General features: G+C 37.5%; 17 protein-coding genes. 8 read left to right on the top strand and 9 right to left on the bottom strand.

The window, feature by feature from the left end:
• Positions 1–63: 63 nt before the first annotated feature.
• Complete coding sequence (locus LC455_RS24945; protein ID WP_223595057.1) at positions 64–1,242, bottom strand: LL-diaminopimelate aminotransferase; 1,179 nt, start codon at positions 1,240–1,242, stop codon at positions 64–66.
• A gap of 205 nt (positions 1,243–1,447) precedes the next feature.
• Between LC455_RS24945 and LC455_RS24940 the strand changes: the two genes are divergently transcribed.
• On the top strand, positions 1,448–2,086 hold the full coding sequence (locus LC455_RS24940) for a YczE/YyaS/YitT family protein (RefSeq protein ID WP_223595055.1): 639 nt from the start codon (positions 1,448–1,450) through the stop codon (positions 2,084–2,086).
• A gap of 46 nt (positions 2,087–2,132) precedes the next feature.
• On the opposite strand, the gene LC455_RS24935 is transcribed toward LC455_RS24940, so the two are convergent.
• From LC455_RS24935 to pabB, 4 genes are read right to left on the bottom strand one after another with little or no spacing between them, the layout of a single operon-like run.
• Positions 2,133–2,918 (bottom strand): nucleotidyltransferase domain-containing protein, encoded by a 786-nt coding sequence (locus LC455_RS24935; protein WP_223595053.1) that lies wholly within the window; start codon positions 2,916–2,918, stop codon positions 2,133–2,135.
• A 1-nt stretch (position 2,919) separates the two neighbouring features.
• Complete coding sequence (pabC, locus tag LC455_RS24930) at positions 2,920–3,786, bottom strand: aminodeoxychorismate lyase (RefSeq protein ID WP_223595052.1); 867 nt, start codon at positions 3,784–3,786, stop codon at positions 2,920–2,922.
• A gap of 1 nt (position 3,787) precedes the next feature.
• A complete protein-coding gene (pabA, locus tag LC455_RS24925; RefSeq protein ID WP_223595051.1) occupies positions 3,788–4,375 on the bottom strand; it encodes an aminodeoxychorismate/anthranilate synthase component II in 588 nt (195 codons plus the stop codon).
• A 6-nt stretch (positions 4,376–4,381) separates the two neighbouring features.
• Positions 4,382–5,773 carry an aminodeoxychorismate synthase, component I gene (gene pabB / locus LC455_RS24920; RefSeq protein WP_223595050.1) on the bottom strand — a complete coding sequence of 464 codons (1,392 nt, stop codon included), beginning with the start codon at positions 5,771–5,773 and terminating at the stop codon, positions 4,382–4,384.
• 200 nt (positions 5,774–5,973) lie between these two features.
• Between pabB and LC455_RS24915 the strand changes: the two genes are divergently transcribed.
• The 5 genes from LC455_RS24915 to LC455_RS24895 all read left to right on the top strand — a co-directional run bounded on the left by LC455_RS24915 (position 5,974) and on the right by LC455_RS24895 (position 10,580).
• A complete protein-coding gene (locus tag LC455_RS24915; RefSeq protein ID WP_223595049.1) occupies positions 5,974–6,678 on the top strand; it encodes a response regulator transcription factor in 705 nt (234 codons plus the stop codon).
• Entirely contained in the window at positions 6,675–8,033 is a 1,359-nt protein-coding gene (locus tag LC455_RS24910; protein WP_223595048.1) for a sensor histidine kinase, read from the top strand. Before LC455_RS24915 ends, LC455_RS24910 begins: the two co-directional genes overlap by 4 nt.
• Before the next feature lie 77 nt (positions 8,034–8,110).
• Positions 8,111–8,914 carry a PepSY domain-containing protein gene (locus tag LC455_RS24905; protein ID WP_223595047.1) on the top strand — a complete coding sequence of 268 codons (804 nt, stop codon included), beginning with the start codon at positions 8,111–8,113 and terminating at the stop codon, positions 8,912–8,914.
• Between the two features lie 117 nt (positions 8,915–9,031).
• Positions 9,032–9,544, top strand: a complete 513-nt coding sequence (locus tag LC455_RS24900) for a hypothetical protein (protein WP_223595045.1) — start codon at positions 9,032–9,034, stop codon at positions 9,542–9,544.
• 151 nt (positions 9,545–9,695) lie between these two features.
• On the top strand, positions 9,696–10,580 hold the full coding sequence (locus LC455_RS24895; protein WP_223595042.1) for a selenium metabolism-associated LysR family transcriptional regulator: 885 nt from the start codon (positions 9,696–9,698) through the stop codon (positions 10,578–10,580).
• An 83-nt stretch (positions 10,581–10,663) separates the two neighbouring features.
• Here LC455_RS24895 and LC455_RS24890 read toward each other — a convergent pair whose 3' ends face one another.
• Positions 10,664–10,858 carry an IDEAL domain-containing protein gene (locus LC455_RS24890; protein ID WP_223595040.1) on the bottom strand — a complete coding sequence of 65 codons (195 nt, stop codon included), beginning with the start codon at positions 10,856–10,858 and terminating at the stop codon, positions 10,664–10,666.
• A 187-nt stretch (positions 10,859–11,045) separates the two neighbouring features.
• Between LC455_RS24890 and LC455_RS24885 the strand changes: the two genes are divergently transcribed.
• On the top strand, positions 11,046–11,885 hold the full coding sequence (locus LC455_RS24885) for an alpha/beta fold hydrolase (RefSeq protein WP_223595038.1): 840 nt from the start codon (positions 11,046–11,048) through the stop codon (positions 11,883–11,885).
• A gap of 60 nt (positions 11,886–11,945) precedes the next feature.
• Here the strand turns inward: LC455_RS24885 and LC455_RS24880 are convergent, their stop codons facing one another.
• The 3 genes from LC455_RS24880 to LC455_RS24870 form a co-directional block, all read right to left on the bottom strand.
• Complete coding sequence (locus LC455_RS24880; RefSeq protein ID WP_223595037.1) at positions 11,946–12,545, bottom strand: response regulator transcription factor; 600 nt, start codon at positions 12,543–12,545, stop codon at positions 11,946–11,948.
• Positions 12,542–13,681, bottom strand: coding sequence for a sensor histidine kinase (locus tag LC455_RS24875; RefSeq protein ID WP_223595036.1), 1,140 nt, complete (start codon positions 13,679–13,681; stop codon positions 12,542–12,544). The genes LC455_RS24880 and LC455_RS24875 overlap by 4 nt, the downstream gene beginning before the upstream one ends.
• A 119-nt stretch (positions 13,682–13,800) precedes the next feature.
• The gene (locus LC455_RS24870) at positions 13,801–14,346 is read right to left on the bottom strand and encodes a hypothetical protein (protein ID WP_223595035.1); all 546 of its coding nucleotides are present in this window, start codon (positions 14,344–14,346) and stop codon (positions 13,801–13,803) included.
• A gap of 209 nt (positions 14,347–14,555) precedes the next feature.
• On the opposite strand from LC455_RS24870, the gene LC455_RS24865 reads away from it, so the two are divergent.
• Complete coding sequence (locus tag LC455_RS24865) at positions 14,556–15,335, top strand: alpha/beta fold hydrolase (RefSeq protein WP_223595034.1); 780 nt, start codon at positions 14,556–14,558, stop codon at positions 15,333–15,335.
• Positions 15,336–15,354 lie beyond the last annotated feature (19 nt).

The raw sequence follows: 15,354 nt of genomic DNA, 5'->3' as shown, positions 1-15,354 counted from the left end.
TCTTTCGTTTTCAAAGTAAAAGACCTTCAATTGGTTGAAGGTCATTTTCTTAATATATATGTTTTATTTTACTGAGTATGTCAAAAGGAACTGGTTGATTCTTTCAGCGGCTTCAGATAGCCGTTCGTGCGGCTGGACCATGGCAATTCTGACATAACCCTCGCCTTGTGCTCCAAAAGCATCACCTGGAATGACCGCCACGCCTGCTTGGTCAATCAATTCAAATGCAAATTCCCGTGACTTCCATCCTGCTGGGATTTTTGCCCATACGAACATCGTGGCCGGAGACTTAGCCACCTGCCAACCGCTTTTTTCAAGACCCTCTACCAGAGCATCACGACGAATCTCATACTGTCCTGCTTGTTCTTTAAGAAATGAAAAATCAGAAGTTAGGGCCTTGACCGCGGCTTTTTGAATCGGATAAAAAATCCCATAATCAATATGTGATTTAAATGAAGCCAAAATATCAATTACTTGTTTATTTCCAACCACATAACCAATTCGACAGCCAGCCATGTTAAAGGTTTTAGATAATGAGTTAAATTCAATACCGACTTCTTTTGCCCCTGGAACTGCCATGAAACTAATTTTCGGGTTTTCATCAAAAATCAATTCTGAGTAAGCAAAGTCATGTACAATTAAAATATTATGAAGCTTGGCAAAGCGAACGATCTCTTCAAAGAAGCTTTTATCTGCAAGAGCGGTTACCGGATTCCCGGGATAACTAATAATCATCATTTTTGTTTTCTTCAATACTTCTAAAGGAATATCTTCAAGTTTGGGTAAAAAGCGATTCTCAGCCAATAATGGCATGGGATATATAACCCCTCCAGCGATGTTGACGCTTGCTTCATAGATTGGATAGCCAGGATCCGGTACCAATACATAATCACCAGGGTCTATAATTGCTGATGCTAAATGGGCCAGCCCATCCTGAGACCCCATTAATTGCAGCACTTCGCTTTCAGAATCAAGGTTAACTGAATAGCGTTCTTTGTAAAAATAAGTGACCGCTTCGTGAAATTCAGGAATGCCCTTTAAAGTATATCCATAGGTTCTCGGGTCTTGGGTGAATTCAACCAGCGTATCCATAACAAACTTTGGCGGTGCAAAATCTGGACTGCCAACACTTAAATCAATGACATCCTTCCCATTCTTAATCGCTTCCTGCTTTCGGTCCGCAATTTCTTGAAAAATACTTGATGACATTTTTTGCAGTTTTTCCGATGCAACAAATTTCATAGCACATTCCCCACAATCATTTCCTATTTGAATTTTTCGTAGAATAATAATTTTATTTATTTTAACATATTTCAGATTATAGCAATCTACTATTATGCAATCCACCATGCAAAATACCCATTGATTATTATTGGCTCCTATTTTAAGATATTAGGATAGGTTTGAATTTTCGGAAAAGTCAACTAGATCATGGGGGGAGCTTGAGTTGAAATTCATTCAATATGTTTTATTTTTCCTAGGATTAATTTTTTTTGGCTTAGGAAATGCAATTGCCGTAAAAGTAAAATATGTGGGACTGCACCCATGGGAAGTTCTTAATGTAGCACTTTATCAGCATTTCGGATTAACGATTGGCACTTGGGGAGTCATTTGTGGACTCTTTTTGATCATCGTTTCTTTGTTTGTTGATCGAAGATATATTAGTATAGGAACAATCTTAAATGCCTTATGCATTGGTCCAATCATGGACTTTTTCCTTTGGCTGGATATACTCCCAAAAGCAACAAATACTTGGGTTGATTATTTCATCCTCCTTTCCGGAATTGTCATTACCGGAATTGGCGGCGGAATGTATGTAGCGGCTGGGATTGGTGCCGGCCCGCGGGATGGCTTTATGCTCTCTATTTCTGATAAATCAAAGTTGTCGGTCAGCCAGGCACGAATCATTGTTGAAAGCCTTGTTTTAGTTTTCGGATTCCTTTTAGGAGGTCCGATATTTATCGCCACTTTTATTTATACCTTTATCCAGAGTCCTGTTTTTCAACGTTCATTAAAGTTTTTTAAAGGATTTGTAGCATCTATCCAAAAAAAGAGAAATCCCACTCAAAAAGGGATTGCCATATAACACAAACCCAATTCAAGCCCTCACCATAATAAGTGAGGGCTTTTGGTTAAAGCTTATAGGATGATGACCAAACCTCTTCGAGTATTTCTCTAAATAATTCATCGAGCAGTGGTGTGATGTCTTCCTTCGATACAGATAATGTTTTCGTATAAACCTCTATGCGTTTGATTTCTTTTTCAATAAATTCATTAATAGCCGTAACTTTTGGTTCAAGATTTAGCTCGTCACCTTTTATTTTTCGCACTAATAATGTATTGATTTCGTCTTTCAGCTGACCTTCTTCAAGAAGGTCTTTAACCAGTTCCTGAAATTTATTTGGGGGCACTGTATTATATTTTTCAATCCATTTACACGCTAAAATGGGCCTTAATACGTAAAAGTATTTTTTGATTTTGATGTGTTCACCTTGAAGATAATCCCGGTAATTTCCCTTTGCCATATTTAAATAATGATGAAGAGCGGATTGCGGTAAAAATACTTGGTTTTGAATAGCCCTCATTTTTTCCACTAATGAAAAAGCTTGATAGTAAACAATTCCAGAATGGAGCCATTCCATAAGCGGCGGGTTGGACTTTTTAAAAAGTCTTAAAGCTTTTCGAATTTCCCAGCCATTAATATCAAGAAGTTCATTAATTGGAAGCTCAATCACATCTCGCTTTTGGTCAATCGACAAATACCATTCTTTTTTATGGACATAAATAAACCTGACATCGTAGTCACTGTCCTTAGAAGGAAATCCCCATGCCCGACTCCCTGATTCAACCGCATAACAAATTTTCACATCATACTGATTTTCGATTCTATTAATTTCTTCAAGAATCTTCTCTCTCAAATTAATCTCTCCTTAAACCATTCCTTGTCCATAGACTTTGACAAAACTTGCGATAGTCCTGATGGAATCGTTGTACCCAATGGCCCTTCTTCCCAGGTAATTGGCGAGCTTCAAAAGAGGAAATTGGGACTATCTCTTGAATGGAATTGGTTACAAACATCTCGTCGGCATCAAGTGCTTGTTCTAAAGTATAAAGGCCTTCTTTTACACACAGGCCAATCCTCCCCGCTAGTTCTATTACAAATTGACGTGTTATGCCATTTAAAATACCAGTGCATAAGGCCGGGGTGTAGAGTTCCTTGTCTTTAATCCAAAAAATATTGGAGACAATCCCCTCAGCTAAATGTCCATCCGCAGTTAAAAAGATTCCTTCTTGCTCGAGGGATGGCCCAATTTCTCTTTTTGCCAGCAAATTATTCATAAAATGATGGGATTTAAGACGCGCTTCCCCCTCGGGTGTGTTACGTTTCAGCTTTAAAAGGGTGGCCTTTTTTTCGAATAATTCGCCAGCGAGTGGCAGCTCTTTTGGAAAAATAATAAGGTTCGGCTCCAAGAAAGGTTCTGTCTGCAGCCCAATATCCCCGGAACCTGCTGAAACATTTAAGCGGATATAAGCGTTTGTAAAATTATTTTTTTCTAGTAAGGCCTGCAGGATATTATTTGTTTCCTCTCGATAAAAGCGATAGTTAATATTAAGTATACTTAATCCATGATTAATCCGCTCTAAATGATCGTCTAAAAGAAATGGATGCCCCTCATAGACACGAAATGTTTCAAAGAGGCCCAGCCCATATAAGAAACCATGATCGAAGGGTGATATCATTGCAGCTTCTTTTTCAACCATTTGACCGTTTAAATAAATAAACATATTAATTAACCAATGAAACTTTTCGATAATGTTGAACGAAATTGCGCAATAACTCTTTTCCACAGGTAGTCATGATTGATTCCGGGTGAAACTGTACCCCTTCTATCGGAAGCTCTTTATGTCGAATAGCCATAATTTCCCCTTCCTTTGTCCATGCTGAGATCTCAAAGCATTCAGGCAATGTTTCTCTTTTAACGATTAAGGAGTGATATCTCGTAGCGGGGAAAGGATTGGGCAGCCCTTGAAAAATGGTTTTTCCGTCATGATACATTTCGGAGGTTTTACCATGCATGAGCCGTTCTGCTTGAACAACTTCCCCATTAAAGGCTTGAGCAATGGCTTGATGCCCAAGACAAACACCGAAAATAGGAGTACGTCCTGCAAATGTGTGAATTGCCTCCAAACTAATCCCGGCTTCATTTGGACTGCATGGCCCAGGTGAAACCATTAAAAATCCTGGCTTTAATTCAGCAATTTCATTAATCGTGGTTTGATCGTTTCGTTTCACGACTAATTCTTCTCCAAGCTCTCCCAGGTATTGAACTAAATTAAAGGTAAAAGAATCATAATTATCAATCATAAAAATCATTGCTGCTCACCCTTCTGCCATTTCTTTTGCTTTCCATAGCGCTGCTGCCTTCTTCAGTGATTCTTTATATTCATGCTTTGGATTGGAATCAATCACGATGCCTGCGCCAGCTTGAACATGTGCCATACCATCCTTTACAAGCATCGTTCGAATAATAATGTTTAATTCTAAATCGCCGCTAAAATCTATCCAGCCAAGAGAACCGGTATAAATACCCCTTCGAACAGGCTCAAGCTCTTCTATTATTTCCATTGTCCGCACTTTAGGTGCACCTGTTATCGTTCCGCCTGGAAATACAGCGTCAATGATATCAAAGCTTGTTTTATCATCCGCTAATTCTCCTCTTACATTTGACACGATGTGCATTACATGGGAGTATTTTTCAATCACCATAAATTCATTTACCTCGACAGTTCCGTATTTACATACTCTCCCAAGGTCATTGCGCTCAAGGTCGACAAGCATTACATGTTCTGCTCGTTCCTTGTCATTCTCGATTAATTCATTGGCAAGTTTGATATCCTCTTCATGGTCCTTCCCTCTCGAACGGGTACCGGCAATCGGCCGAGTGCTAACTTCAGTTCCACTCTTTTTCACTAAAAGTTCTGGCGATCCACTAACGAGCTGAAAGTCTGGTGTATGAAAATACCCCATATATGGTGATGGGTTTAAAGACCTTAATTGTTGGTAAACATCAATCGCATCTACTTGCAGCCGTTTGGATTGACGGACCGCGAGATTGACCTGGAAAACATCCCCTTGTGCGATATATTGCTGAATCTGTTTGACGGCTCCTTTAAATTCATCCTCCGTCATTGAAACCTCTAAATTATTGTTGTAAATCTCCCTGTCACCTGAACGCGGGGCCGCAGAAGGTTCCTGAAGCCAGTGCCTTTCCCAAACAGAAAGCTTCTCCTCGATATTCTGATCATTCTCAGCCAAAAACAATAACCATAAAGTATCATTCTCGTGATCAAATACAAACCATTCTTTTACGATAAAAAAGAAAATATCAGGTGTATCTAAATCATCCTTCGCTAATTCTGGAAGCTTTTCGATATAACGAGCGTAATCATAGCTTAAATATCCGATCGCCCCGCCTAAAAAACTTGGCAGACCCTCTATTTTATCGACGTGATACTTGTCCATCCATTCCTTTAATAAATAAAGGGGATTTCCTGCAATTGTTTCTGTACCATTTTCATTTATTATTTCTAGCTGATTATTTTTCCCTTTCATTATTGATTCAGGTTCAAAGGCTGCAATACTATAACGCCCTCCACGTCCGCTTTCTAATAAAACGTGATATTTACTGTTTTGAGCGAGCGTACGAAATTGGTGAAAAAACCTTGAATATGAATAAGGAATTTTTTTACTATAAACATGAAGCTGCGGCAAATCATTCACTCCTATCAAATTCTCTTTATTCATCATACTTTAACAAAATATAAACTTAAACATCCACTTAAGAATTATTTGGTGAATGTTTTTTTATTGTCCGAAATAAGAAGGATAAATTAGTGCTTCTGTGGAAAAAAAGGTTATAAAATGAATCATTAGAATTATACGAATTTTAGGACTTAGGGGGGAGCCTTTTCATGACCAAAGAATCAATATTGGTTGTTGAGGATGAAGAAAAGATCGCCAGGCTGCTTGAGCTTGAACTTGAGTATGAAGGATATAGCGTTACGAAAGTGACGGATGGTCTGGAGGCATTTGATACATATAGGACTGAAAAATGGGATTTAGTTCTATTAGATGTCATGCTACCCGGTTTAAGTGGAATTGAACTACTCCGCCGGATTCGAATTAATGATAAACAAACTCCTGTTTTGTTATTAACGGCAAAAGGGTCTGTAGAGGATAAAGTCTCAGGTCTTGATTACGGTGCAAATGACTATATAACTAAGCCTTTTCAAATTGAAGAAGTTCTTGCGCGAATTCGTGCTGCCCTAAGAGTCAAAATAGTTAAGGAAGTTGAACAAAATACAATAGACACCGATGTCTTAACTTTCGCTGATTTAAAAGTTAATCAAAAAACGCGTGAAGTATTACGTGGACAGGATACTATTGATTTAACACCTAGGGAGTTTGATTTGCTCGTTTATTTACTTATTAATAAACGTCAGGTATTAAACAGGGACCAAATTTTAGAAGCTGTATGGGGTTATGACTTTATGGGAGATACAAATGTTGTCGATGTGTATATTCGTTACGTAAGGAAGAAAATAGACCTTCCAAATATGCCAGCTTTAATTCATACTGTCCGCGGGGTTGGTTATGTATTGAAGGAAGTCAAATGAAGCTGAGTAGTAAAATCAATTTGTCAACGGCTGTCTTGTTTGCCTTCCTCTTAATTGTCATGAATTTTTCGGTGTATATTTCTTTTAGTAAATTACTTCTCGATAGTGAGATAGATACTGCTAATAGGGAATTAAAAAAAACAGCAGATGCCATCGGGCAGTCACTCGGCACTGTTCCCGATTTGGATTTGCTCCGCTCTTATGTTCCTATCGACGGAATGATCAGATTTGTACCCAAAGGTAACCAACGAATCATTTCAGTGACAAGTTCAACAGAAAATAAACTTAAAGAAAGAAATACGAAATTTTCCAAAACGGAAATCAGTCAATTCATTGAATTTCAAAATCAATCCTATATATTTGAATCGATGCCAATCATAATGTCTGACGGTAATGAAGGGAACCTTCAAATTATAAAAAGTATAAAAACAACCACAAATAATTTAAAAATACTTCGACTTGTTCTCATTTTGGTTACCTTCCTTGCATTGGTTCCAGTGATTGTCTCCAGCAGGATTTTAAGCAAGCTGATCACCAGGCCAGTGACCACGATGATTAAGACGATGACCGAAATTAGGCAGAGCGGCCGCTTTAAACGCCTAATACTCGAGGAAAAATCAAAGGATGAACTTTATCAAATGGGCAAGACCTTTAACCACATGATTGACTTGCTTGAAACCAATTATGAAAAACAAAAGATGTTTGTCTCAAATGCTTCCCATGAATTTAAAACCCCTTTAACAATTATTGAGAGCTATTCCAGCCTATTAAAGAGAAGAGGTTTGGCTGATCCCCAAATTTTTAACGAATCAATTGAAGCTATTCATTCAGAAGCTATTCGGATGAAAGACATGACCGATCAGCTATTATTACTCGCAAAACATCACGAACAATGGAACATTCAAAAGACAGAGATAAATCTAACAAGTTTTTTAAAACAATCATTAATTACATTCCGGAATGCTTACAACCTTGACATTCACTATGCCGATGAAAATGACAGCGAGCCTCCATTAACAGTACTTACTGATGAAAAAAAATTAAAGCAGCTTTTATTTATCTTTCTTGATAATGCTCGAAAATATAGTGATGACACGATAAAAGTTGCTTTAGGAATTATGGATGGTGAGGTATATATCAAGATAATGGATCGCGGTATAGGGATGAGTACTGAAGATCTGACAAAGGTTTTTGATCGCTTCTACCGAGTCGATAAGGCCAGAAATAGAAAAAAAGGGGGAGCTGGCCTTGGACTCTCTTTAGCAAAGGAAATCGCAGACGCCATTGATGTTAGGCTTCAGCTTGAAAGCAAAGAAGGAGTCGGAACCACTGCTGCTCTTTTTCTAAAGAAGTAATAAAATACTTATTTTCTCAGCATTTTCTAATTTTCATATAAGAAAATAAGAGTACGCATATGTGGTGAGGTGGAAAAATGAAGAAAAAAGGATGGAAATGGCTGATTGTTTGCGTTATTTTGGCAGGAATTATTTTTATAGGCTGGAATAAGCTTGGACCTTCAAAGGCAAACGCTGAAATTCTTTCAGAAAAGGAAGCACAATTACTCGTTGAAAACCGATACCAGGGAACGGTCACACAAATTAAACTGGCAGGCAAACAATATCATATGAAATTAGAAAAACAAGAACTTCTTTATCAGATCAAGATAGATGCGACAAGCGGTAAAATATTATCTTTACAGAAATTAGATAACAAAACAATACTCCCTGATGAACCCACTTCGACAGGTTTATCGGAAGAAAAAATAAAAGCCATTATTTTATCAGAGGCAAATGGAAAAATTACGTCTTTAGAAAAGTTACAAGGCAATGGAAGTCCTATTTACAAGGCTGTTGTCACTACAGAAAACAAACAGACAACGATTACCGTAAATGCTGTAACAGGCTCAATCCTTTCAACCAAATCAATCAATATTCATGAACCGCCAAAGAGTTTAACTGAGGCAGAGGCCGGGCAGATTGCCACTAAACAAGTGAAGGGAATTGTGGACCATATTTGGCTTGAAACAAAAGAAAGTGTTACCTATTACCTGATAAAAATAAAATCACCATCCGGTCAGGAGGCTATTGTGCAGGTACATGCCATAACCGGCAAGGTGCTTTCAGTAACATGGGATGACCGTAAAAAAGAGGATGATGACAAAAAGGTAGATAGAGAAGCTGATGATGATCAAAAAATAGACGATAAGAAAAAAGATGATAAAAATGATGATCACTGATACGCCCACTAGCGAAACAATAACTTTCTCATTACTTTCTAATGTTTCTCTTTCCTATTCTCTAATCTTCGCTGGATATTCTATAAATGTAAAAACAAATATGAAGGAGGAATTTCAATGAAAAAGAAGATTATTGTTGGGGCGATATCTGGGTTATTAATTTTGGGCGGCGCGGCATTTGCAAATGCATCAAAAAACGACACTCGAGCTGATGATTCAAATCATCTGGATGACAGTAAGAGTAATGTCAATACAAGGGTGAATGGGCAAAAGGTAGAAATCGAAACAGAGCATGGAAAGTCATATATTAAGGTAAAGTCCGATGATCGTAATGGCTCACAGTCTACCAATAATAGCGTAAATGATGACAATAAAACAAATGATGGAGCACATCAAAACAGACATAGCGGCGAAGACGATAACAAAACCGTTGACGGCGCACATCAAAATCGACACAGCGGCGATGATGACCTAAAAACTGACGATGGGACGCACCAAAACAGACACAGCGGCGATGACGATAACAAAAATGACGATGGCACACATCAAAATCGACACAGCGGCAATGATGACCAAAAATCCGATGATGGTGAACATCAGAACAGACATAGCGAGGATGATGATAACTAATTTCATGTAAAGATAAAGAAGTCCCATCCAAACGGATAGGGCTTCTTTTTTAGCTTTATGATTTTTTAAGTAATGATATAATAGTATATATTCAACTTATCTATTAAATCTATAGAAACCAATCGACTTTTTATATAGGTGGCGTATAGGCATGGATTTGCATCAGTTATATGTTTTTACTAAGGTTGTGGAGCATAAAAGCTTCTCAAAAGCAGCTGAGGATATTTTTTTAAGCCAATCAACCGTAAGCTCTCATATTCATTCATTAGAAAAAACGCTGAATGTTAATCTTTTTGACCGCGTCGGAAGGGAGATTGTCCTTACTCCCCATGGCGAACGTTTGTACCAGTGGGCATTAAAAATTTTATTCTTAAAAGAGCAAGCTTTGCTGGACTTAAATCAAGGAATGACAGAGTTACGAGGAATGATCCGCATGTCAGCCAGTTCTGTCCCAGGGCAATATCTTGTACCTAAGATGGTGAAGCGATTTAGAGAGAAATTTCCTAATGCAACATTTCATATTAATCAATCCTCATCCAAATTTGTTGCTGAACAGGTGCTAAATGGTTCTGTCGATATTGGGATATTAGGTGAAAAATATGAAAATGATAAGCTCCATTTTATTCCCTTATTAAAAGAAAAATTAGTCCTTGTAACTTCAAATCAAGTGCCAATGATGGAAAAGATGACCATAAAGACCATCACTAAGTATCCCTTTATTATGAGGAATTCTGCTTCAGGGACCAATGCAGCGATAGAAAGAGTTTTAAAGAGGAATAAAATTCAAAAGGAAGACATGAATATAATAGCTTATACGGACAGTGTCCAGAGTATTATCCAATTTGTGGTGCAGGACATAGGGATATCGATTATTTCAGAAGTCGCAGCCAGGGAATATGCAAAGCATAATTCCATTAAAATTTATGAACTTGATGATTTCACGGAAGAAAGGTATTTCTATCTTGTCTATAATCAAAATAGAACCCTTTCAATGATTTCAAAATTATTCATTGATGAAGCAGCGAAATTAATTTAATAATACTTGCAAACAGAATGAAGCCCATATCCACATAATGGATAGGGCTTCATTTTTTGTATTAAATATCGTTAGTCAATGAATTAGGAAATTTTCTTTAGCTCTTCCGTCAACTTTAGGAATAAATCTTTGTTTCCGTCTTGTAATGTTTGGTCGATTTCCTTGCGGAGTTTTTCTCTCTTAAATTCTTTAATGGCATTGTTTAAAAACATCTCTGCAACTACAGCATCAGTATTTTCATCCGAATGTTGTGGTGAATTTAGTAATTTCTTTTCCATGGAAATCAACTCCTTGAGCTTTTTTTTATTATACTAGTAGTTTTCTAAAAATTCAAACATTTTATTTCAAAAAAACCAAAAAAGTTGAAAATCTTAATTAAGGTTGCCAAAAATTTTATTAGTGTAAGGTTGAAAGATTGGGGAAAATTAATTTCAACTATTTATTTAGAATGGGAGGAAGAAATTGATGAAGCAGGATGTCTTAACCGGTTATCATCCAGTAAATAACATTAATATTTATTATGAATTTTATCCTAATCAGTCATCGGACAAAACGTTCGTTTTACTACATGGTTTTCTTTCCTCCACCTTTACTTTTCGCCATTTAATTTCCTTACTCAAACAGGAGTATCAAGTGTTATCAGTAGACCTTCCCCCTTTTGGGAAAAGCGCAAAATGTAATCGATATGTCTATTCTTACAAGAATTTAGCTCAAACGGTCATTAAACTTACAGAGTCTTTTGGATTAAAAAACATAACCTTTATTGGGCATTCAATGGGCGGGCAAATTGTCTTGAATATTCTTCACATGGTACCCGAGCTTGCAGATAAAGCCATTTTGCTGTGCAGTTCGGCCTATCTCAAGCGATCAAAATTGCCTCTGGTCTTAACCAGCTACATTCCTTACTTTCACCTATTTGTGAAGTATTGGTTCGCGAGAACAGGAGTAAAGAAGAATCTCCAAGAAGCACTTTATAATCACTCAATCATTAATGAAGAAATGATTAACGGCTACTTACAGCCCTTTTTACAGGATGAAATCTTTGTTGCTTTGACAAGAATGATAAGGGACCGTGAAGGGGATCTTCCACCGAAAATCCTAAAGGAAATCAAAACTCCCTGCCTACTGATCTGGGGTGACCATGATAAGTCTATGCCGCTTAAAGTTGGTGAAAAACTAAACAAAGATTTAGCAAATTCTGAACTGATAGTATTAAAAGAAACTGGTCATGCAATCCCGGAAGAACGTCCAAACGAGATTTTTGACTATATCCAAAGCTTTCTTGGGAAATTTCAAGCCATCTAAAAAACCACCAAGCTCCTTAACGCTTGGTGGTTTTGATTTTTACCACGTTATAAATACGATTTATTTAAACCAGCCTTTTTCCTTTGATTGGGTAATTGCCTCGATACGGTTTTTTACTTCAAGTTTATCTAAGATGATGGAAATATAATTGCGAACGGTTCCTGTTTTTATGCTAAGTTCTTCTGCAATTTCTTTTGTGTTTTTGCCATCAGCAACAAGTTCTAACACTTCTTTTTCACGATCAGTTAAAGGATTTTCCTCCCCGTATACATCGTCCATTAATTCCGGTGCATAAATTCTTCTTCCTGCCATCACGCTCCGGATCGAGCCCGCTAGTTCATCACTGGGGCTGTCCTTTAATAAATACCCACTGACACCAGCCTTTAATGCCCGCTGAAAATACCCCGTCCGAGCAAAAGTAGTAAGGATGATTACTTTGCAGCCAAGCCCTTTAAGATCCTCAGCTGCCTCAAGTCCACTTTTTCCCGGCATCTCAATATCCATGATACATACATCTGGTTTGAATTTTTTCACAAGTGAGACAGCTTCTTCCCCATTTGAGGCCTTTCCCACTACTTCCATATCTTCTTCCAAATTAAGCAGTGATCCAAAGGCCCCTAGAAGCATTTGCTGGTCCTCAGCGATAACGATTCTTATCATTTTCGCTCCTCCTTATCCAAATGCGGCTTTACATCATTCGGTACTTTTAGGATTAAGGTTGTTCCATTGTTAGTCACAAGTTCAAGACTGCCGTTAATGAATTCAAGCCGTTCTTTCATTCCAATTAGTCCATGCCCTTCCGCTAAAAAACCTTCTGTACCTTTAAATTTACCATCATCACGAATGGTTAATACAATTTCCTTCCACGATTGCTCAATTGAAACATAACAAGTTGTCGCCCCGCTATGTTTGACCACATTATTAACGGCCTCTTTCAAGCACATACTTAATATATTCTCAGTCAATAACGAAACATTCGTCAGAGTGAACTCTTCTTCAGAAACTAATTGAATCTGGGCTGCCCTCAGAATTTCCTTAACCCGTAACATTTCATCTTTTATACGAATACCCCTCATCGAAGAAACCATTTTTCTTACTTCGCTTAGTGCAGTCCTTGCCGTTTGCTGAACATCCTTCAATTCATTCCTGGCTTGCTCAGGGTCTTTCGTGATCAATTTTCTTGCCAAATCCGTCTTCAATCCTATCAAGGAAAGCTTTTGTCCTAAAGTATCATGAAGATCCCTGGCTATCCGCTGCCGTTCCTCCAATTTTACAAGCTCAGAAATTTTTTTATTGGCATATTCCAATTTTTCTTCAAGCTGCCCTCTTTCTTTCCGGTTATAAATACTGAATGGGAGAAGGATCACACTAATCCAAATGATAATAACAAAGGGCAATTGCTGTAAAAAGAGCTTTTCATGCATAACGATGCTGTAATTAATCGATGCCGATGTACTGAGCAGATGGATAAAATACAAGGTTAAAAAAGCTGCGCGGTCTTTTATATTTCCAATAAAATAGGCAAGAAAAAAGGCAAAATAAACATAGCTGAATAGACTGGTCGCTGTTATGGAGATACCAATAAGGATTAATGTCCAAAGATAGACAGGCCATCCTTTCGAAATAAACGCGATCCTATAAAGGATAAAAAATAGCAGGGTTAGTAAAATTCCTACTACGATTTGAAGGGTGGTAGGCGCTTGAAAAATGAAGTAAAACGGTAAAATGCAGAGAACAGTCCAAATATATGGAGCAATCCCATTATTTTTTTGGAATGTCATATACTTTTTAATCATGAGCTGTACCTCTTTTTTAAGTAATTACCTTATCCTCTATCTTAACGCAAAGTACCTTCATTTGGAAAGAAAACGAAAAAACTCCACTATTTTAGGTCAGTGGAGTTTAAATCTTTACCTTATTTAGAGCTTACCAAAACTTTTCGACTTTCCTCAAGGCGACGAGCTACCTTTTTGTGGTTTTCCCTTGCAGCCTTTAAATATTCATCGGAAACTTTTTGCCAGCCATTACGGCGCTCTCTTGCATATTTAACATAGTTTTCACTGCCTTCAACAAAATTTTCTTCAAATCGTTGAAGCAGATCTATGCCGGCTGCAAGTGGAGCCATAGTTAACTGCTCGATTCGTTCGGATACCTCACCAAACTGGTCCTTCAATTCAGGGCGTATTGCCTGTTTTTCATCAACTCTTTTAGCCAGATTACTTGAAACTCCTTTAACAAATTCTGTACTTGTTTGCCTGGAAGTTTGAAAAAGATTGGCAAGTGAGCCTCTAAATTCTTGATTAAACTTTACCGCTTCTTTTACAGCATTAAGATACGCATCTTCTCTTCTTTCGCGCAGCTTTCTTGCTTGATTTAATGATTGCTCATATTGATTCCAGAATGTATCTACAAAACGATTGGAATCAAATGCTGCTTCTTGATCAACTTTCTTAGTAGTCATAGTTTATCCCTCTCCTTTTTGTTTGTTCCTCAATTAGAACATAAGCTTCGTATGTATTTTCTTAGCTAGTCTATATATGTAATTTACACCTATGTGTCATAATCTGTCAACACTGATTATATAATAAAATAATCAGAATCTTAAAAATGTTTATACCTTAGGAATGTTGGAAACATAGATTATTATAAAAACTTGAGGAGGAATGCATTTTGAGCGAAGTTTTCAAGAACTGTTCAGGAATTCCCTATTTAAGACTCGGTACGGGTGAGCCATTAGTTTTTATTCATGGTCTAGGAGAAGTTAAGGAGGGCTGGTCTAATCAATTTGAATTTGCCGATCAATATGACTTAATCATTCCCGATTTACGGGGGCATGGTGAATATCAATCCCCTGGAGAAATATCAATTAAAAATTTTGCTTACGACGTCATCACCCTTTTAAAAGGCCTTGAAATTGAAAGCGCACACATATGCGGCTTGTCTATGGGGGGGATGGTGGCACAGGAAATTTATCGACAGGCTCCTGAAATGTGCCGATCCTTAATGCTTGTAAGCACCTTCCATTATGCACCGAAGCAGCTTGGAAAGTTATTCTTGAAATTCAGGGAAGCACGTGCAGAAAATAAGTCTCCTGACGACCTAAGAGAAACAGCTGCAAAGATTTGCCTTTACTCATGGTCAAAGGAAAATTTTGATCACTTTTATCAATATTACAAACCAAATAGTGAATATTATTTTAAATCAATGGAAGCATGTCTAAAAGTGAATAATTTAAGTCTGCTACCTAAAATTAAAGTTCCAACCTTAATTATTGGCGGACAATATGATTCAGTCATCCCCGTTTGGGTTCAATTACTGATGCACAAACAAATTCGCCATTCCGAGTTTGTTATTTTCAGAAATACCGGTCATGTTGCCAAGCTTGAAGCGAAGGAAGCCTTCAATGAAGTCCTGCGCAACTTTTTAAATAAACACACAAGAGCAAGTTAGCGGGGAAGGAACTAGTTCC

The sequence above is a fragment of the Neobacillus bataviensis genome, from assembly GCF_019969725.1.
The sequence above is the reverse complement of the archived record's forward strand: the minus strand, read 5'-3'. Positions and strand labels throughout refer to the sequence as shown.

Excerpts from the sequence above, each read along its gene's own strand:
- LC455_RS24945 (WP_223595057.1), bottom strand. The coding sequence starts at position 1,242 with ATGAAATTTGTTGCATCGGAAAAACTGCAAAAAATGTCATCAAGTATT.
- pabC (WP_223595052.1), bottom strand. The coding sequence starts at position 3,786 with ATGTTTATTTATTTAAACGGTCAAATGGTTGAAAAAGAAGCTGCAATG.
- pabA (WP_223595051.1), bottom strand. The coding sequence starts at position 4,375 with ATGATTTTTATGATTGATAATTATGATTCTTTTACCTTTAATTTAGTT.
- LC455_RS24915 (WP_223595049.1), top strand. The coding sequence starts at position 5,974 with ATGACCAAAGAATCAATATTGGTTGTTGAGGATGAAGAAAAGATCGCC.
- LC455_RS24910 (WP_223595048.1), top strand. The coding sequence starts at position 6,675 with ATGAAGCTGAGTAGTAAAATCAATTTGTCAACGGCTGTCTTGTTTGCC.
- LC455_RS24905 (WP_223595047.1), top strand. The coding sequence starts at position 8,111 with ATGAAGAAAAAAGGATGGAAATGGCTGATTGTTTGCGTTATTTTGGCA.
- LC455_RS24900 (WP_223595045.1), top strand. The coding sequence starts at position 9,032 with ATGAAAAAGAAGATTATTGTTGGGGCGATATCTGGGTTATTAATTTTG.
- LC455_RS24895 (WP_223595042.1), top strand. The coding sequence starts at position 9,696 with ATGGATTTGCATCAGTTATATGTTTTTACTAAGGTTGTGGAGCATAAA.
- LC455_RS24890 (WP_223595040.1), bottom strand. The coding sequence starts at position 10,858 with ATGGAAAAGAAATTACTAAATTCACCACAACATTCGGATGAAAATACT.
- LC455_RS24885 (WP_223595038.1), top strand. The coding sequence starts at position 11,046 with ATGAAGCAGGATGTCTTAACCGGTTATCATCCAGTAAATAACATTAAT.
- LC455_RS24880 (WP_223595037.1), bottom strand. The coding sequence starts at position 12,545 with ATGATAAGAATCGTTATCGCTGAGGACCAGCAAATGCTTCTAGGGGCC.
- LC455_RS24875 (WP_223595036.1), bottom strand. The coding sequence starts at position 13,681 with ATGATTAAAAAGTATATGACATTCCAAAAAAATAATGGGATTGCTCCA.
- LC455_RS24870 (WP_223595035.1), bottom strand. The coding sequence starts at position 14,346 with ATGACTACTAAGAAAGTTGATCAAGAAGCAGCATTTGATTCCAATCGT.